Origin of the sequence: Halomonas sp. HL-93 (genome assembly GCF_900086985.1) — a bacterium.
In the GTDB taxonomy this organism is placed as follows: domain Bacteria; phylum Pseudomonadota; class Gammaproteobacteria; order Pseudomonadales; family Halomonadaceae; genus Vreelandella.
Genome location: NZ_LT593974.1, coordinates 1288738 through 1305945 on the forward strand (window position 1 = coordinate 1288738; position 17208 = coordinate 1305945).

The 17208-nt window shown below is 52.7% G+C and carries 15 protein-coding genes, 2 tRNA genes and 1 pseudogene; 12 read left to right on the forward strand and 6 right to left on the reverse strand.

Features of this window, described 5'->3' with window-relative positions; genetic code table 11:
- The first annotated feature begins 745 nt into the window (after window positions 1–745).
- Both GA0071314_RS05825 and GA0071314_RS05830 read left to right on the forward strand, forming a co-directional pair.
- Window positions 746–1495 (forward strand): hypothetical protein, encoded by a 750-nt coding sequence (locus tag GA0071314_RS05825; RefSeq protein WP_074395776.1) that lies wholly within the window; start codon window positions 746–748, stop codon window positions 1493–1495.
- A 26-nt stretch (window positions 1496–1521) separates the two neighbouring features.
- Window positions 1522–2211: a hypothetical protein gene (locus GA0071314_RS05830; RefSeq protein ID WP_074395777.1), complete on the forward strand. Its 690-nt coding sequence runs from the start codon at window positions 1522–1524 to the stop codon at window positions 2209–2211.
- A gap of 105 nt (window positions 2212–2316) precedes the next feature.
- Here the strand turns inward: GA0071314_RS05830 and GA0071314_RS19965 are convergent, their stop codons facing one another.
- The 3 genes and pseudogenes from GA0071314_RS19965 to GA0071314_RS19745 form a co-directional block, all read right to left on the reverse strand.
- A complete protein-coding gene (locus GA0071314_RS19965; RefSeq protein ID WP_074395778.1) occupies window positions 2317–2529 on the reverse strand; it encodes a DUF4113 domain-containing protein in 213 nt (70 codons plus the stop codon).
- A 213-nt stretch (window positions 2530–2742) separates the two neighbouring features.
- Window positions 2743–3786 carry an IS3 family transposase gene (locus GA0071314_RS05840; protein WP_074394834.1) on the reverse strand — a complete coding sequence of 348 codons (1044 nt, stop codon included), beginning with the start codon at window positions 3784–3786 and terminating at the stop codon, window positions 2743–2745.
- A pseudogene (locus GA0071314_RS19745) lies at window positions 3714–3863 on the reverse strand (transposase); the annotation flags it as partial. The gene GA0071314_RS05840 and the pseudogene GA0071314_RS19745, both read right to left, overlap by 73 nt.
- A gap of 98 nt (window positions 3864–3961) precedes the next feature.
- Between GA0071314_RS19745 and GA0071314_RS19870 the strand changes: the two are divergent.
- The gene (locus GA0071314_RS19870; protein WP_269449428.1) at window positions 3962–4096 is read left to right on the forward strand and encodes a hypothetical protein; all 135 of its coding nucleotides are present in this window, start codon (window positions 3962–3964) and stop codon (window positions 4094–4096) included.
- Between the two features lie 356 nt (window positions 4097–4452).
- Window positions 4453–5061: a hypothetical protein gene (locus GA0071314_RS05845; RefSeq protein ID WP_074395779.1), complete on the forward strand. Its 609-nt coding sequence runs from the start codon at window positions 4453–4455 to the stop codon at window positions 5059–5061.
- Between the two features lie 10 nt (window positions 5062–5071).
- Here the strand turns inward: GA0071314_RS05845 and GA0071314_RS05850 are convergent, their stop codons facing one another.
- Window positions 5072–5596 (reverse strand): helix-turn-helix domain-containing protein, encoded by a 525-nt coding sequence (locus GA0071314_RS05850; protein ID WP_074395780.1) that lies wholly within the window; start codon window positions 5594–5596, stop codon window positions 5072–5074.
- A 278-nt stretch (window positions 5597–5874) separates the two neighbouring features.
- Here GA0071314_RS05850 and gltX point away from each other — a divergent pair, with 278 nt between their 5' ends.
- The 3 genes from gltX (at window position 5875) to GA0071314_RS05865 (ending at window position 7644) form a co-directional block, all read left to right on the forward strand.
- A complete protein-coding gene (gene gltX / locus GA0071314_RS05855) occupies window positions 5875–7353 on the forward strand; it encodes a glutamate--tRNA ligase (RefSeq protein ID WP_074395781.1) in 1479 nt (492 codons plus the stop codon).
- 102 nt (window positions 7354–7455) lie between these two features.
- Window positions 7456–7531: transfer RNA gene (locus GA0071314_RS05860), tRNA-Ala, on the forward strand.
- 37 nt (window positions 7532–7568) lie between these two features.
- Window positions 7569–7644: transfer RNA gene (locus tag GA0071314_RS05865), tRNA-Glu, on the forward strand.
- A gap of 385 nt (window positions 7645–8029) precedes the next feature.
- Here GA0071314_RS05865 and GA0071314_RS05870 read toward each other — a convergent pair.
- Both GA0071314_RS05870 and gltA read right to left on the reverse strand, forming a co-directional pair.
- Window positions 8030–8911, reverse strand: coding sequence for an NAD(P)-dependent oxidoreductase (locus GA0071314_RS05870; protein WP_074395782.1), 882 nt, complete (start codon window positions 8909–8911; stop codon window positions 8030–8032).
- Window positions 8912–9013: 102 nt separating this feature from the next.
- Window positions 9014–10300, reverse strand: a complete 1287-nt coding sequence (gltA, locus tag GA0071314_RS05875) for a citrate synthase (RefSeq protein ID WP_074395783.1) — start codon at window positions 10298–10300, stop codon at window positions 9014–9016.
- 487 nt (window positions 10301–10787) lie between these two features.
- Here gltA and sdhC point away from each other — a divergent pair, with 487 nt between their 5' ends.
- From sdhC to GA0071314_RS05900, 5 genes are all read left to right on the forward strand, one after another.
- Window positions 10788–11165, forward strand: coding sequence for a succinate dehydrogenase, cytochrome b556 subunit (gene sdhC / locus GA0071314_RS05880; RefSeq protein WP_074395784.1), 378 nt, complete (start codon window positions 10788–10790; stop codon window positions 11163–11165).
- On the forward strand, window positions 11159–11506 hold the full coding sequence (gene sdhD, locus GA0071314_RS05885; RefSeq protein WP_074395785.1) for a succinate dehydrogenase, hydrophobic membrane anchor protein: 348 nt from the start codon (window positions 11159–11161) through the stop codon (window positions 11504–11506). The genes sdhC and sdhD overlap by 7 nt, the downstream gene beginning before the upstream one ends.
- A gap of 3 nt (window positions 11507–11509) precedes the next feature.
- The gene (gene sdhA, locus GA0071314_RS05890) at window positions 11510–13282 is read left to right on the forward strand and encodes a succinate dehydrogenase flavoprotein subunit (RefSeq protein ID WP_074395786.1); all 1773 of its coding nucleotides are present in this window, start codon (window positions 11510–11512) and stop codon (window positions 13280–13282) included.
- A 24-nt stretch (window positions 13283–13306) separates the two neighbouring features.
- Window positions 13307–14017 carry a succinate dehydrogenase iron-sulfur subunit gene (locus tag GA0071314_RS05895; RefSeq protein ID WP_074395787.1) on the forward strand — a complete coding sequence of 237 codons (711 nt, stop codon included), beginning with the start codon at window positions 13307–13309 and terminating at the stop codon, window positions 14015–14017.
- A 323-nt stretch (window positions 14018–14340) separates the two neighbouring features.
- The gene (locus GA0071314_RS05900) at window positions 14341–17172 is read left to right on the forward strand and encodes a 2-oxoglutarate dehydrogenase E1 component (protein ID WP_074395788.1); all 2832 of its coding nucleotides are present in this window, start codon (window positions 14341–14343) and stop codon (window positions 17170–17172) included.
- The last annotated feature ends 36 nt before the right edge of the window (window positions 17173–17208 follow it).

Genomic DNA, 17208 nt, shown 5'->3' on the forward strand with positions numbered 1-17208 from the left:
GCACGCACACGCGTCATGTGTGTATTTACCAAGGAAGGCAAACAGAGCAAAAAGCCTGATTTAGTTGGCACAATTTTGGTACTTGTTCTGTACGAGAGGCGTAACGGCGGGGTTTCGTTCTAATCAATCATCGGGGCCACAGAAAACCGGCGAGCTACGTTAGCGGGGCTTTGATTTGTCATATCAATCACTTGCATCATATCGATGCGGTATGAAAAGCGTTTAAATACCCATCCTATTTGTCATCACCGAATTAACGGCACTCATCAGAGTGTGGCGACGACGGAACGAAAGGGCAGCACACCCAGCGTATTCGCGCAGGGCGTTTAATGGCGAGCAATTGTACGCAAAAAAGGCCCCTCAGCCCAGACCAACAGTCTGCGGGAGTCGGAGCGCAGCTCGAGCGCCGCAGATCGTTGGTCATCCGTGGATAAATTGACTTCGGGATGATGGTGTTAGCGCTGAGCATGGGTTAGGGTTTGTTAATTAAGTTAATGAAATGCTGTGCGGCGAGCGGCAGATCAAACGAGTACAGCGCCTGGCGGGCGGTGCGCTGTACTGTACTGTACCTGATCAGCGACAAAGATCACTACCAGCCGGAAATGATCAAGCCTCAGGATATGCACAATGTGGAGATTTTGGGGCGGTGTGAGATTCGGATTGGGCGGGTTGTGTGACTGCATAACCATAAAGGCAGCTTTGTGGTTTTGAGGCCGTTAATAAATAAGCTACGGAGCTTTAGTAGATGGAAGATTTTTCTCCAATTGCCAGATTGAATAGAATTATTACCGATGCTAAGGGTTGCAATCGAACTTTTCCTACAAAGCGGGTATGGGGTAAGGTTCTCGATTTTGATTACTCAGATAGAGTTGAGATTTATGAGCACTCTGTAGAGTTTTATAGTCTTGTGCAATACGTTGAAAACACTTTAGGGGTTTTAGTTCAGGATCAAGTGACACGGGATCTATATGAAAAAGAATTTGAAAAGTTAAAGGCTCTTGCTTTTACTTTTTTGACGAATGAAAAATGGAACTCTTACCATGCTAAGATAGACGAGGGTGTGCTTCTTTCATTGAATATGGGCAAGGCTCTTTATAATAGTCTGGTAGATAAAAGTGAAAAGAGAGCAGGTGACGAGTACCTATTGAATCTAAGGGAAGCTGCAGAAGAGTTGTTTGGTAATATTTTGCATAGCGATTTGCCTCGTGATTTGCGACTAAAACTTTGCGGTGATGTTATAAGAATAAAAAAAGCACTATCTCGCTATGAGCTGCATGGCTTGGATGGTATCGAAGAAGCAGTATCGACGCTTGGTGGGCGAGTAGGGTTACACACAACTGAGCTTGATAAGAGTAAGTTCAGTGATTTCCATGCAAAGCTAAATGATATGTTGCATGCTTATATTAAAGTGGCTGAAGCTGCCAATGTGACAACGTCGCTCATTGAGAATATGGGAAAGTTTGCAAGATCTATAGGCCTTAATATAGGCGATTAGATGTTATGTTTTTTTGAGAGGGCGTAATGAATGAAAAGTTAAAGTTTATATTTGAAGCGTTTGCAGCGTATTTTATACTGTTACAGATTTTTTCTGTGATTTATTTGTATTTTTTTTGGAAGGTCTTAGGTGTCGATTTTTTTGATTATGTTGCAATTCAAGACGTTATATTTTCTTCAGGCGAGTTTTCATTATATTTCACAGCATTTGTTATTTTGGGAGTGGCGTTTTTTTATAAATTTGAATTATTTCAAGGTAGGTCGCTTCTGTCTTTAAAGTGGTATTTGATATTTTTAATATTTACTATGTCACTAAGTGTGGTTGCATCTTTACATTTGCCATATGAGTATAAATGGTTGTGGAGGTATATTTTGTTATCCAATGCAGTTGCCGTGCATTATTTCTCATCTTCATTAGCAAGTAAAGGTGAAATAGCTAATTTTTTTACAAACAGATTATACGCTTATGTCTCAATATTTGTAATAATATCAGGTGTGAGCTTTTCCATATCTGTACCTGTTTGGGAGGGTTTAAGAATTCATGATTCAAATTTGGGTAAGGTGCGATATGTGAAAGTTAAAGATTGTGACGAATGTTATCATTGGCTTTTAGGCAGACTGGGCGAGTTCTCATTTGTTACGGTCAGAGATAAAAGCAAGGTGGTGGCTATTCCTAATGGAAATATAGAAAATATCACTCATCATTCTTACAGGTGATGGTTAATTTTTTATATGTCTCATTTGGTTTAGATTTTCATAGTGTTATGACACATAGGTAGTGAGCATAAATGGCCTGGTTAAGCCAATTTCTTACTTACATTTCTATTTTTTTGCCGCCCCCTCATCCATATACGCTCGCATCAACTTATCCCAACGCGTCGTATAACACGGGCTGCGGTGGGCACACCGTAGGTGCCAGGGGCCGTTCTTTTCCGATATCCCCAGTCTAACCGCTTCCTTTCCCATCTTCTCGTTCAGCGTATCCATGGTGGCCATGAGCTTGTACCCGAGCTGGCGTTCTTCTCGGGTATCCATCAGGCTGCTTCGCTGCAAGCATAAATGACACTTTTTGCAACGCTGGGGGTGTCGCTTTGAAAGACGCGGGATGATTACCTACTCGCCAGAAGGATGCGGCAACGGCCCCTGATATCAGGGGCAATCTCACTGGATGAAAAGAGGTGCTCAATGGCTAATTTCACGAGGACGAACTTAAGCCTGGATCACTATACCTGCGACGTCACCCCATCTTCAGTAGCACCCGGGTTTAGAGTCAGAAATAACTTTATCGTGTTTTACCACCAGTTGCTCGGCATAGGCTGACGGTGTCAGCCCTCCAAGACTCTTCTTCGGTCTTTCTTCGTTGTACTCCCGCCGCCATGCCTCGATGACAGCCTGGGCGTGTTGAAGGCTGGTGAACCAATGCTCATTTAGGCATTCATCTCGAAAGCGCCCATTGAACGATTCGATGTAGGCGTTTTGGTTGGGTTTTCCAGGTTCGATTAAAAACAGGGCAACGCCACGTAGATGCGCCCATGACAGCATGGCGCGCCCACAGAACTCCTTTCCATTATCCGTACGAATGGCGCTCGGTAGGCCACGTTGTAGGGCCAGGTGATCCAGAATACGTGTTAAAAACAGTCCGCTAATGGCACGTTCAGGCACGATCGCCACGGCTTCATGGGTGGCGTCATCGACAACCGTGAGGCTCTTTATCACTCGTCCGTCTGCCGTCCGGTCAAACACAAAATCCATTGACCAGACCTGATTGGCAGCCCCAGGGCGACCAAGTGGCTTTCGCTCAGACATGGGAACCTTCTTGCGCTTGCGACGCTTCACCTGCAAGCGAGCTTCCGCATACAGACGCTCAACACGCTTGTGATTGACCGGTTCTCCGGCCTGACGCAGCTTCAGGTAGATCATGCCAGCGCCATAGCGGCGATGCCGGTGTGCCAAGGCAACAATGCGTTCACGCAATGTCTCATTGCGGTCAGGGGCCGGCTGGTAGCGCAATGCACTGGCACTCATACGAATGACACGGAGCGCTCTGCGCTCACTCAGGCCACGTGACACCATAAAGCGCACCACGTCTCGGCGTGCCGGGGCGCTCACCACTTTTTTCTCAGCGCCTCGCGAGTGACCTCCATTTCCAGTAGCGACTCTGCGAGCAGCTTTTTCAAGCGTCCATTTTCGGCTTCGAGTTCTTTGAGTCGCTTGGCATCGGGGACGCTCATGCCGCCAAACTTGCTCCGCCATAGATAGTAACTGGCTTCTGAGAAACCGTGCCGACGGCATAGCTCTTTGATGGGCAGCCCCGCTTCGGCTTCGCCCAGGAAACCAATGATCTGTTCTTCGCTGAAACGCTTCTTCATGTCCAATCTCCTTACCCATAGGATCGGACTCTAAAGTGTAGCGCTACTCAATCAGGGGGTGATGTCGTAACCGCCAGCAGGGTTACGAAGTGCTTTATATGTTGAATACGGTCCTTTCGGCGTCAGCGCCCATCACTGCGCTACATAAGGGCGAGCTATTAATTCGTGATGAGCTGCCGAGTGATACACGCCAACAGTTGGATGTGAAGAAATGGCTAGAGGCTCGTCTATAAATTGTTGAAATATCGATAGCAAATGCCCAAAGAAACCTCTTTCCTGGCCATCGGTTGGCCGGGGAAGGGCGGATGACATGAACGTTTAAGCCCGTAGATTTCTCCTCGCACCTCCCATCTTCACCTGTACACCTTATGTTTGGCCATGTTCCCTATGATTTAGCGTATGGATACCCTCTGTCGTTCGCCAAGGGGTGGCATTGGTGTGGGGCTTTTGGCGGCTTAGCTGAGCGATGACGTCTGAGTGAGGTTGGCACTGTAGGGAACAGCAATCCTTTCCTTAATCAGCGGCTTATTTCACTGTGCATGGGGCGGGGGAGTGATAAGCTGGCGGCTATGGTGGTCGAGGAGCGGATATGCATAAGTTGAAAACAGGGTTTTTGCTAATAATAGTTGGCATTGCGTTATCCACCATGACGCTGCTTGTCGGCTGCAGCGATTCCGAGGAGCAGCCCCGTGAGGCGGAAAATGCCGCGGCCGAGCAGGAGGAAGCAGCAAGCCGTGAGGCGCAAGAGCAACGCGAAGCCGCTGAAGAGAAAGAGCCGCTAGACGTGCGTATCCTGGTGTCGGCGTCGATCGGTTCGGACCGTCGCTTGCAGGTCGAGGGCGAGAGCAACCTGCCTGATGGTGCTCAGGTGCAAGTCATTGTCGAGCGTGAGCTCAGTCGTGTTCGCTGGCGGGAGCGAGTCGATATACAGCAGGGGCAGTTTGTCGCAGGGCCGTTTGGCCCCGGCAGTGGTTTGCCAGACGGGGGCTATAGCGTCAGCGTGGAGCTGTCCGAAGCCACCGTTCAGCCTGAATCTGTACAGCAACGCATTGGTGAAAAAGGTGAATATCTGGCAGGTGAGTTGGTCACTCAATCCCGCCACGGCCTAGGTCAGATTGCCGTCTACACCACACGCTTTATGGTGGGCAATGAACCTAGGCAGTCACGGGGTAACGCGGAGTTACTCCAAACGCCTTGAAAGGCACCCGCTAGGCTGAACGCCAGTGGGCTAACAATACCGCTTGGATTGTGGCTTCGCTTGTCGCTTTGCTTAACTGTTTAAGCTGCAGTTTGCCGTCTTGCTCTACCAGGTAAAGGCCTGCTTTATGAAATACATGGGTGGGGCCGAGCAGCAATAAATCGCCTGGCTTTGCAGGCGCAAAATCAGTCTCAGGTCCTGGCGTGACCATCATGCAGGGGGCTTTCCAGTTGGCCTTAAGCGGTAAATGTTCGGGTACAGTCATTGCCGTTGACTGCACTTGCTCCCAGGGGAGCGGGCCTTCATGGCTAAGAGTCAGCAGAAGTGGGGCGCTGTCGCCCTCAAGTAACGTGGCCAGTGAGCAGTCCAAGGCTTCAGCCAACGCCACTAACCGCTCGTGGCCAATTTGCTTAATCGCCCCAGACTCCCAATAAGAAATGGTGACATCTGATACGCCAACTTTACGTGCAAGGGCAGCTTTGTTGAGCTTGGCCCGAAGCCGCAGTTGCTTGATACGTGAGCCTAGCGATTCCATTTCGTTATCCTGTTGTTGAGCAAGGTCGCTCGTTAAAAATTGTCCATCAAAACGATGGCGTTAAAAAAATGCTCTCACCTGAAAATGAGACTTGAATTCACATAGTCAGCTTTACGATATATTAAGCGATTGTGCAATAACGCGCATCCGTTGCCAGACAACGGTGATTTAACTGACTTGTGACGCTTTCCCACGGAAGTCGTTCCCTAGGTGATGGTGCTGGTTAACCTTAGGGTGCGTATAATATCGCCACGCTTTATTGCCAAAAGGACGTTCCCATGACCGTACGTACCCGTATTGCGCCATCGCCAACGGGAGATCCCCACGTTGGTACCGCGTATATTGCGCTGTTCAATCTATGCTTCGCGCGTCAGCACGGCGGCCAATTTATCCTGCGTATCGAAGACACCGACCGCGTGCGCTCTACGCCCGAGTCGGAGCAGATGATTCTTGATTCGCTGCGCTGGTTGGGCCTTGAGTGGGATGAAGGCCCCGATGTGGGTGGCCCGCACGGTCCGTATCGGCAAAGCGAGCGTGGCGATATTTATGCGCAATACGCTCAGCAACTACTGGATGCCGGACATGCGTTCAAATGCTATCGCACCAGCGAGGAACTGGATGAGTTGCGTGAAGCACGCAAAGCTGCGGGTATGCAGCTGGCGCTAAAGCCGGCTGACTTGGCCCTGGATGAAGCTGAAGCAACGCGCCGTGCCCAGGAAAACTGGCCCTATGTGGTACGCATGAAGGTACCCATTGATGGCGTGTGTGTAGTGAGCGACATGCTGCGTGGCCGCATTGAAGTGGAATGGGCGCAGGTCGACGCTCAGATTTTGCTGAAATCTGACGGCATGCCCACCTATCATCTGGCCAACGTGGTCGATGATCATCTGATGGGCATTACCCATGTGCTGCGGGGGGAGGAGTGGATCAATTCCGCGCCCAAGCACCAGTTGCTTTACGAGTATTTTGGTTGGGACATGCCGCAGCTTTGCCATATGCCGCTGTTGCGCAACCCGGATAAGTCGAAGCTGTCAAAGCGTAAAAATCCGACGTCGATTAATTATTATCGCCGCATGGGTTTCTTGCCCCAGGCGGTAACCAACTACCTGGGCCGTATGGGTTGGTCGATGCCCGACGAGCGCGAAAAATTCAGTCTTTCAGAAATGATGGCAGCGTTCGATGTTCAGCGCGTTTCGCTGGGCGGGCCGGTGTTCGATCTGGAAAAGCTGACCTGGTTGAACGGAGTTTATATCCGTGAAGATCTGGATGATGACGGGTTATTGAAGGCATTGCGTGAGTGGGCCTTTAATGAGGACTACGTAAAGCAGATTCTGCCGCAGATTCGCCCCCGTATCGAAACGCTTGCTCAGGCGACGCCATTAGCGGGGCATTTCTTCTCCGGGTTGCCCGAACTGAAAGAGCAGGACTTCGACAGCGTCAAGCTTGAAAAAGACGACTTGGTGAAACTATTGCAATTCCTGGTCTGGCGTTTTGAGGCGGTGCCAGCGTGGCACAAAGAGGCGTTGCTCGAAGAAGTGAAAATACTGGCTGCACACTTTGATTTAAAAATGAAGGCGTTCCTGGCACCCGTGTTTATCGCGATTACCGGAAGTAGTACCAGTACCTCAGTGATGGATGCGATGGCGATTCTAGGCTCAGACGTTACTCGTGCCAGGTTGCGCCATGCAATTGAGGTGCTGGGCGGCGTTTCCAAGAAGCAGGCGAAGCGCTTTGAAAAAGAGTTCCGTGTACTCTGACGGTAGGTAAACCGCCCAACAAAGCAGCGATAAAATTTGGGCGTTTTCCTGGTTGACGAAGGCGAGCGTAATCAGTAATATACGCCCGTCTTCGCGACAAGTGGGGCCTTAGCTCAGCTGGGAGAGCGCAACACTGGCAGTGTTGAGGTCAGCGGTTCGATCCCGCTAGGCTCCACCATTATTGACTTCGTCATAACGCGAAGCGCGTATGAAACGTCCCATTCGTCTAGTGGTCTAGGACACCGCCCTTTCACGGCGGTAACAGGGGTTCGAACCCCCTATGGGACGCCATCATTTTTTCGTATCACCCCTTCCTTTTTGCCTGCGTTATAAAGCTCATTTTATGTGCTTTGCAGCAACGGTGTCTGCTCGTTTTACAACCCTCATTATATGCTGAAAATACGCCGATTTAGCATATTTTGTACTTGACTTGTCCACTTTTACGCTTTTGTGAGACAGGTTGTGCACAACCCCGCGGGCTTTTGTCTCTAACCTATTGTTTTGCCATTATCTCTTTAAAAACAACAGGTTATATTAGGTTAAAAAATGACCAATTTAAGTCTTCCCCACTGATCATGGCGATTGTGGGACGTTTTCTAGTGGTTGTGAACAGGGTTATCCACAGATAGTGTGGAAAACCCTGTCGGGGTAAAAAGGTAGGTGGAAAGTCAAGCATCTATTGCGCTTTGCGCAGACGTTTTAGTAGCGATGAGGTATCCCATCGGCCGCCACCAAGACGCTGCACATCGGCGTAAAACTGATCTACCAGTGCAGTGACTGGAAGAGTGGCGTCGAAGTGACGTGCCTGGGCTAAACAGATAGCAAGATCCTTGCGCATCCAGTCCACTGCAAAGCCGTGTTGATATTCATCGGCAATCATCGTTTTATGACGATTTTCCATTTGCCATGAACCAGCAGCCCCTTTGGATACCACGTCGATCACCTGTTGTTGATCGAGTCCAGCCTGTTCGGCAAAATGCAGGCCTTCAGCCAGCCCCTGTACTAACCCTGCAATGCAGATCTGGTTGACCATTTTGGTTAGCTGCCCACTGCTGGCGCTGCCCATCAGCGTCACGGCACGGGCATAGTGATCAAGAGTCGGTGCTACCGTATCGAAGTGCGCTTGCTGGCCGCCGCACATAATGGTGAGGGCGCCGTTTTCTGCACCCTGTTGGCCGCCGGAGACGGGCGCGTCAATAAAGGCGATGTCTTGCTTGCGGCAGGCGGCATCGAGTTCCAGAGCAAGGTCAGCCGAGGCGGTGGTGTGATCCACCAGGAAGCTGCCGCTGCCCATGGTGTGAAGCACGCCGTTTTCCCCGGTTGTCACTTCTCTTACATCGTTATCATTGCCAACGCACACCAATACAAGGTCAGCGCCTGCAGCGGCTTCGCGAGGCGTGGCGTGAGCGCTTCCGCCATATTCGTTTACCCAGGCGTCAGCCTTGCTGGCGGTTCGGTTGTAAACCCGGGTGGCAAGGCCTTGCTTGGCAAGATGGCCCGCCATGGGGTAGCCCATAACACCTAAGCCGATAAATGCGACGGTCTTAATCGTAGCCATACATCACCTGACGTTGTCGTGTTTTAAAGTGGCAATGGCAAAAACGCAAAAGGCCACCCAGAGGCGGCCTTTAGATGCTCGTTTCACCGTGCGAAGCGCGACTTATTTAGTCGGGTAGTCGCGTTGGTCGTGGCCAATGTAAAGCTGGCGAGGGCGACCGATTTTGTAGCTTTCGCTGAGCATTTCGTGCCAGTGAGAAATCCAACCAATAGTGCGTGATACCGCAAAAATCACGGTGAACATATTGGTTGGGACGCCCATAGCCTTCAAGATAATACCTGAATAGAAATCAACATTCGGGTACAGCTTGCGCTCGATGAAGTATTCGTCTTCAAGGGCAATCTGTTCCAGGCGCTTGGCGATTTTAAGCTGTGGATCGTTGGCCATGCCCAGTTCGTTGAGAACTTCGTCGCAGGTTTCTTTCATAACCTTGGCGCGCGGATCGAAGTTGCGATACACGCGGTGACCGAAGCCCATCAGCTTGAACGGGTCGTCTTTATCCTTGGCCTTGTCGATAAAGCGCTGGATGTTCTCTTCGGAGTCTTCACCGATTTCGTCGAGCATCGCCAGAACGGCTTCGTTGGCGCCGCCGTGTGCTGGGCCCCAGAGGGCGGCAATGCCCGCGCTGATACAGGCGAACGGGTTGGCACCGGTTGAGCCCGCCAGGCGCACGGTAGATGTGGACGCGTTCTGCTCGTGATCCGCATGCAGCATAAAGATGCGATCCATGGCCTTGGCGTACACCGGGTTGATTTTGTACTCCTCGCACGGGTTGCTGAACATCATGTAGAGGAAGTTCTCTGCATAGCTCAGGTCGTTGCGCGGGTAGTTGAACGGCTGGCCCACATTATATTTGTGCGACATTGCCGCGATGGTCGGCATCTTGGCGATCAGGCGAATCGCGCTGATCACGCGGTCTTCTTCTTTGGTGATGTCCATGTGGTCATGGTAGAACGCCGCAAGGCCACCTACCACGCCGCACAGAATCGACATCGGGTGCGCATCGCGGCGGAACCCTTTGAAGAAGTTGTTGATTTGGTCGTGAACCATGGTGTGGTTGCGAATCCGCGATTCAAAATCCGCGTACTGCTCGTCGTTGGGTAGCTCACCAAATAGCAGGGTATAGCAAACCTCAACGAAATTAGACTCTTTGGCCAGTTGATCAATGGGGTAGCCGCGGTGCAGCAACACGCCCTTGCCGCCATCAATATAGGTAATGGCAGATTGGCACGAAGAGGTGGCCATAAAGCCGGGGTCGTAGGTGAACAGGCCTTCGGCACCTAAGCCGCGTACGTCGATAACGTCGGGGCCAAGTGAGCCGGAGTACATCGGCAGTTCGATCGTTTTGTCTAGACCGTCTACCGTTAATGTTGCTTTCCTGTCAGCCATGCTGGCCTCCTTTCGAGTTCGGGTTGGGACGTAAAGTCGGTGTTGCGCATACCGCGCCGGCGAAAAGGCCTGCCCACTATAGAAGCGTGCGTCATTTTGTCAATTAGCCCTACCGCTAGGTATGCTTGTACGATGCTTGTTATCTTGGTTGATGTTTGTCCATGGTTGAGGTGCCGCTTTGCGCAGCTAATAGTGTCGTTAGGGTTAATACGTTAACCTGCTTACGAACGTGCTGGTTATCGACACTATAACCATGCTGCGATGCAAAATCGACTCACAAGATGGGGTTTTTTCTAGCACAATGGTCGAGTAAAACCTTAGTTCGGTTTGTCAGCAGGGGCTAAGCTTCTTATAATCTTCGGCGCGCGACCGGCAGGCAGGTGGTCGTGCCTGACTTGGCAACGGCCGAGCCCCTTCCAGTAATCACTGCCCGCTCGGGCTTCGCCCGACCTGTCGCAGAGCGGGCCAATAAGAGTGTGTATAAGCCGTGAATAGCAAACGACCCGTAAATTTAGACCTAACGACGATACACTTTCCCCTTCCGGCATTAACGTCGATCGCACACCGCATCACAGGTGTCATCCTGTTTGTTGGCCTCATTTTCGCTTTTTGGGCGCTAGGTAAATCGCTGTCTTCACCGGCAGGCTTTGATGCCGTGAGCAGTGCCCTGGCCAATAACTTCTTTGCAAAGTTTGTGGCGTGGGGCCTGCTGTCGGCGCTGGCGTTTCATTTCGTCGCGGGTATCAAGCACCTGCTGATGGATGTAAACATAGGTGTAACGCTTGAGGGTGGTGTTAAAAAAGCGCAAATCACCGTGGTGGCAAGCGCGATTCTGATTATTTTGGCAGGAGTCTGGGTATGGTAACCAACATCACAAGCTTTGGCCGTAGTGGCCTATCCGACTGGCTGATGCAGCGTGTTTCTGCAGTGGTGCTGGCCCTTTACACCGTCTTTATGGTGGCCTACCTGCTATTTAATCCTGATCTGGATTATTACGCCTGGAGCGCGCTGTTCGACCAAACCTGGATGCGCATATTCTCTTTGCTGGCCTTTATTTCTGTGGCAGCGCACGCCTGGATCGGCCTGTGGACCGTGACGACCGATTACCTTAAATCCACCTACGTTCGCGTTGGTGCCCAGTCTTTCATCATTCTGGCCATCTTTGTGTATCTGGTGTGGGGCATTCAAATTCTGTGGGGAGCTTGATACATGTCTAACCTACGTAGCCTGACCTTTGACGCCATTATCGTCGGTGGCGGTGGCTCTGGCCTGCGCGCTGCTCTAGAGCTTGCGAAATCCGGTAAAAAGACAGCCGTATTATCGAAAGTGTTCCCGACGCGCTCCCACACTGTGTCAGCCCAGGGCGGTATCACCTGTGCCATTGCCTCGGCAGACCCAGAAGATGACTGGCGTTGGCATATGTATGACACCGTCAAGGGCGGTGACTATATCGCTGACCAGGATGCCTCGGAGTACATGTGTTCTGAAGGCCCGAAAGCGGTCTTCGAGCTTGAGCACATGGGCCTGCCATTCTCACGTTTTGACAACGGCCGCATTTACCAGCGCCCGTTCGGTGGCCAGTCGAAAAACTTCGGCGAAGGCGGCCAGGCGGCACGTACTTGTGCTGCGGCCGACCGTACCGGCCATGCGCTGCTGCATACGCTGTACCAGAACAACCTCAAGAACAACACGACGTTCTTGAACGAGTGGTACGCAGTGGACCTGGTCAAGAATGCCGAAGGCGATGTAGTGGGCTGTATTGCCATGTGCATCGAGACCGGTGAAGTGGTTCACGTGAAATCGAAAGCCACGGTGCTGGCCACCGGCGGCGCGGGTCGTATCTACGCCTCGACCACCAACGCCCTGATCAACACCGGCGACGGTATCGGTATGGCGCTGCGCGCTGGCTTCCCGATGCAGGACATGGAAATGTGGCAGTTCCACCCGACCGGTATTTATGGCGCGGGCACGCTGGTCACCGAGGGTTGCCGTGGTGAAGGCGGCTACCTGATCAATAAGGACGGCGAGCGCTTCATGGAGCGTTATGCACCGAACGCTAAAGACCTGGCCGGTCGCGACGTGGTTGCGCGTTCCATGGTTATGGAAATTCTCGAAGGCCGTGGCTGCGGCGAGAAGGGCGATCACGTCTTCCTGAAGCTTGATCACCTGGGCGAAGAAGTCCTTGGCAAGCGCCTGCCCGGTATTGTTGAACTTTCCAAGACCTTCGCGCATGTCGACCCGGCCAAAGACCCGATTCCGGTCGTGCCGACCTGCCACTACATGATGGGCGGTATCCCGACCAACATTCATGGTCAGGCGATCACTCAAGATGACAGCGGTAAAGACCACATCGTCAACGGCCTCTACGCCTGCGGTGAAGCGGCGTGCGTATCGGTTCACGGGGCCAACCGTCTGGGCGGTAACTCGCTGCTTGATCTGGTGGTCTTCGGCCGTGCCGCGGGTATGTTTATCGAAGGCGCGCTGAACGAAGGTATCGAGTACCTCGACGCTTCCGAGTCGGACGTCGAATTCGCCATGAAGCGTATTACCCGCTGGAACGAGTCCGAAGGCGGCGAAAGCATTCCTGCGCTTAAGGCAGAGCTTCAAGACATCATGCAGACGTCTTTCGGTGTATTCCGTGAAGAGGAAAACATGCAGGAAGGTGTCAAGAAGCTGGAGGAGCTGCGCAGCCGTATTGCGAACGCCCACCTGCCGGACAAGTCCAACGCCTTTAACACCGCACGTGTTGAAGCCTTGGAACTCGACAACCTGATGGAAGTGGCCGAAGCGACGGCGATCGCGGCCCTCGAACGTAAAGAAAGCCGTGGTGCTCACTCGCGCTACGACTATCCTGACCGTGATGATGTCAACTGGTTGAAGCACTCGCTCTACTTCCCGGCCACCAAAGAGCTGAAGCAGCGAGACGTTAACTTCAAGCCGAAAACCGTTGATACCTTCGAGCCTAAGGTTCGTACCTACTAATCTCTGTAATGAGAGGGAGTCACCATGTCCAATCTTCAGGTATCCGTATACCGCTATAACCCGGAAACCGACTCCGCACCTTATATGCAGGAGTTTCAGGTCGATACCAAAGGCCGTGATGTAATGGTGCTGGATGTTCTTCACATGATGAAGGAGCAGGACAGCGGGCTGGCATTCCGTCGCAGCTGCCGCGAAGGGGTTTGCGGTTCCGACGGCATGAACATGAACGGTAAGAACGGCCTGGCATGCATTACGCCGCTGTCAGATGTTGTGAAAGGCAACAAGCTGACGCTGCGCCCGCTGCCTGGCCTGCCGGTCATTCGCGATATGGTCGTCGATATGGGGCTGTTCTATAAGCAGTACGAGCGTATTCAGCCGTACCTGCAGAACGACACCCCGGCACCGGCGATTGAGCGCCTGCAGTCGCCAGAAGAGCGCGACAAGCTGGATGGCTTGTATGAGTGTATTCTGTGCGCCTGCTGTTCAACTTCGTGCCCGTCGTTCTGGTGGAACCCGGACAAGTTTGTTGGCCCGGCCGGTCTGCTGCAGTCGTATCGTTTCCTGGCGGATTCGCGTGATACGGCCACCAGCGAGCGTTTGACCGATCTGGAAGATCCGTTTTCCGTGTTCCGTTGCCGCGGCATCATGAACTGCGTGGCGGTTTGTCCGAAAGGACTCAACCCCACGCGGGCGATTGGCAAAATCCGTGAAATGCTGTTGGCGGATGCCACGTAAAAGAAGGGGTTTTTATGCATAAAAAGCGAATACCACTTAAGTTGTGCATCAATGCCACTTAAATCGTGGCGCTTCGCTTGTTATCATAGGGCCTGTCATGTGGTGCGGCGTCGCGTCGCACCACTGACCAGTCAAGTTTAAAAGCCGGTGCCGCGAGTACCGGCTTTTGAGCATGAGCTGATAAGAAATTGAATTGAAAAGGGTTTCCGGCCATTGGTCGGTGCCGCCGGCAAATGTCCCGCCCCGCCGGCAGGGCAATACCGTTGTCGCCGCGGTGACGCGACGATACCGATACCACCCCATCAGTGCAGGGTGACCGAGAAATGCAACAAGGCATAATGGAGTTGATGTGGCGTTCCTCTCACGTTAGTGGTGGCAATGCCCACTACGTGGAAGCGCTTTACGAGCAGTACCTTGACGATTCTGAATCTGTCCCTGACGAGTGGCGCAGCTATTTTGACCAGTTGCCCCGGCCCGAGGGCAGTGCCTCCCACGATGTTCCACTAAGCCCTATTCGTGATCAGTTCTATCAGTTGGGCCGTGAAAATCGCCCTGCTCGGGTAGTTGCCGCTGAGAGTGGCGAGAATAAAAAGCAGGTGAAAGTCCTGCAGCTGATTAACGCTTACCGCTTTCGTGGCCATCAAAAGGCCAATATCGATCCGCTTGGGCTGCGTAATCCCACCCCCGTCCCCGACCTCGACCTTTCTTTCCATCAGCTTTCCAAAGCTGACCTGGATACCGAGTTTCAGACTGGTTCGTTCTTCTTAGGCATCGACAAAGCACCGTTGCGCGAGATTGTGGATGCGCTGGAACGCACCTACTGTCGCTCGATCGGCTGCGAGATCATGCACATTGTCGATACCGAAGAGAAACGCTGGCTACAACGGCGCTTCGAGTCGGTACGCAGTGCGCCCAAGTTCAGCGATGACGTGCGCAAGCACGTGCTGGAACGCCTGACCGCCGCCGAAGGGCTGGAAAACTATCTGGCGTCCAAGTATCCGGGCACCAAGCGCTTCGGTCTGGAAGGCGGCGAAGCCTTTGTACCGATGATGGACGAACTTATCCAGCGGGCGGGCGGTTACGGCACTAAAGAAGTCGTAATTGGTATGGCTCACCGCGGGCGCCTCAACCTGCTGGTCAATATCCTGGGTAAAAACCCGGCTGAGTTGATCGACGAGTTCGACGGCAAAAAAGTCATCGAGCGCGGTTCGGGTGACGTGAAGTATCACCAGGGTTTCAGTTCGAACGTCATGTCACCGGGCGGCGAAGTCCACCTGGCGATGTCGTTCAACCCGTCGCATCTGGAAATAGTCGCGCCGGTGGTGGAAGGCTCAGTACGCGCACGTCAGGACCGTCGTAACGACGAAGAAGGCAGCAAAGTACTGCCGATTAATGTCCATGGCGATGCGGCGTTTGCAGGGCAGGGTGTGGTCATGGAGACATTCCAGATGTCTCAAACCCGCGCTTATAAAACTGGCGGCACGATCCACATCGTGATCAATAATCAGGTGGGCTTTACCACGTCCCACCCGCTGGATGCACGCTCCACCGAATACTGTACCGATATCGCTAAAATGGTTCAGGCGCCGATTTTTCACGTTAACGGCGATGATGCGGACGCAGTGCTCCATGCTACCCAGGTAGCACTAGACTACCGTCAGGAATTTAAGAAAGACGTGGTGATTGATCTTGTCTGCTACCGTCGGCGCGGTCATAACGAAGCCGATGAGCCTTCTGGCACCCAGCCGATGATGTACTCGAAGATCAAAGACCATCCCTCTTCGCGCTCGCTATATGCCAAGCGGCTGGTGGAGCAAGGCGTTTTGTCTGAAGAAGACGCCAAGGCGATGATCGAAACCTACCGCGACGATCTGGTGGCCGGTAACCACGTGGCCAACGCCTTGGTTCAAGAGCCTAACAAATCGCTATTTGTCGACTGGACGCCGTACCTCGGCCACGAATGGACCGGCGATGCTGATACCACCTTCGACATGAAGCAGCTGCAGCAGCTGGCCGCGAAAATGTGCGAGGTTCCAGACGGAATCGATGTACAGCGCCAGGTGGCTAAGATCTATGAAGATCGCCGCAAGATGCAGGCCGGTGGTATGGGGCTCAACTGGGGGTTTGCGGAAACCCTGGCTTACGCAACGCTACTTGAGCAGGGCCACCCGATCCGTATTACCGGTCAGGATGTAGGGCGCGGTACTTTCTCGCATCGCCATGCCGTGGTGCATAACCAGAAAGATGGCTCTACCTATGTGCCACTGCAGAATATGTCAGACGGCCAACCGCGTTTTACTATTCACGACTCTTTCCTCTCGGAAGAAGCGGTGCTGGCGTTCGAATATGGCTACTCGACCACGGCACCGAATGACTTGGTGATTTGGGAAGCCCAGTTCGGTGACTTCTTCAATGGCGCGCAGGTCGTTGTGGATCAGTTCATCTCTTCGGGTGAAACCAAGTGGGGCCGTTTGTGCGGCTTAACCATGCTTCTACCCCATGGCTATGAAGGGCAGGGCCCCGAGCATTCCTCGGCTCGCTTAGAGCGGTTCTTGCAAATGTGTGCTGAGCACAACATGCAGGTATGTGTGCCGACCACGCCCGCGCAGATTTACCATCTACTGCGCCGTCAGGTGATTCGTCCGCTGCGTAAGCCGCTGGTGGTGATGTCACCTAAATCGCTGTTGCGTCATAAACAAGCGACGTCGAGCCTTGAAGACTTGGCCCATGGCAAGTTCCACATGGTACTGCCCGACCAGGCAGAGCTGGCAGCCGAGAAGGTTACGCGCGTCGTCCTGTGTGCGGGCAAGGTCTACTATGATCTTGCCAATTGGCGGGCTGAAAACGAGCGTCAAGATACGGCGATCCTGCGCCTTGAGCAGCTTTACCCCTTCCCGAAAGAAGAGCTTTTAGAAGCCCTTCAGGCATATACCCAGTTGGAAGACATTGTCTGGTGCCAGGAAGAACCGTTGAATCAAGGCGCTTGGTACTCCAGCCAGCACCATATGCGCACCGTGGCCGATATGCTGAAAGATGGCCTAGGACGTGAGTTGAAATTCGCAGGACGTCCTGCCTCTGCCGCACCGGCAGCCGGCTATATGTCCGTTCATACTGAACAGCAGCGCCAGCTGGTGGAAGACGCGTTTAATCTTTAATCGCCCACCGGATTTAGAGAACACATAAGGGAAACG

What these genes read in the sequence shown, in the direction of transcription:
- GA0071314_RS05840 (WP_074394834.1), bottom strand. Translation starts at nt 3,786, where the DNA reads ATGCCGTCGGCACGGTTTCTCAGAAGCCAGTTACTATCTATGGCGGAG.
- GA0071314_RS19965 (WP_074395778.1), bottom strand. Translation starts at nt 2,529, where the DNA reads ATGGATACCCGAGAAGAACGCCAGCTCGGGTACAAGCTCATGGCCACC.
- GA0071314_RS19870 (WP_269449428.1), top strand. Translation starts at nt 3,962, where the DNA reads ATGTTGAATACGGTCCTTTCGGCGTCAGCGCCCATCACTGCGCTACAT.
- sdhA (WP_074395786.1), top strand. Translation starts at nt 11,510, where the DNA reads ATGTCTAACCTACGTAGCCTGACCTTTGACGCCATTATCGTCGGTGGC.
- GA0071314_RS05830 (WP_074395777.1), top strand. Translation starts at nt 1,522, where the DNA reads ATGAATGAAAAGTTAAAGTTTATATTTGAAGCGTTTGCAGCGTATTTT.
- GA0071314_RS05870 (WP_074395782.1), bottom strand. Translation starts at nt 8,911, where the DNA reads ATGGCTACGATTAAGACCGTCGCATTTATCGGCTTAGGTGTTATGGGC.
- GA0071314_RS05825 (WP_074395776.1), top strand. Translation starts at nt 746, where the DNA reads ATGGAAGATTTTTCTCCAATTGCCAGATTGAATAGAATTATTACCGAT.
- sdhD (WP_074395785.1), top strand. Translation starts at nt 11,159, where the DNA reads ATGGTAACCAACATCACAAGCTTTGGCCGTAGTGGCCTATCCGACTGG.
- gltX (WP_074395781.1), top strand. Translation starts at nt 5,875, where the DNA reads ATGACCGTACGTACCCGTATTGCGCCATCGCCAACGGGAGATCCCCAC.
- gltA (WP_074395783.1), bottom strand. Translation starts at nt 10,300, where the DNA reads ATGGCTGACAGGAAAGCAACATTAACGGTAGACGGTCTAGACAAAACG.
- GA0071314_RS05845 (WP_074395779.1), top strand. Translation starts at nt 4,453, where the DNA reads ATGCATAAGTTGAAAACAGGGTTTTTGCTAATAATAGTTGGCATTGCG.
- GA0071314_RS05850 (WP_074395780.1), bottom strand. Translation starts at nt 5,596, where the DNA reads ATGGAATCGCTAGGCTCACGTATCAAGCAACTGCGGCTTCGGGCCAAG.
- GA0071314_RS05900 (WP_074395788.1), top strand. Translation starts at nt 14,341, where the DNA reads ATGCAACAAGGCATAATGGAGTTGATGTGGCGTTCCTCTCACGTTAGT.
- GA0071314_RS05895 (WP_074395787.1), top strand. Translation starts at nt 13,307, where the DNA reads ATGTCCAATCTTCAGGTATCCGTATACCGCTATAACCCGGAAACCGAC.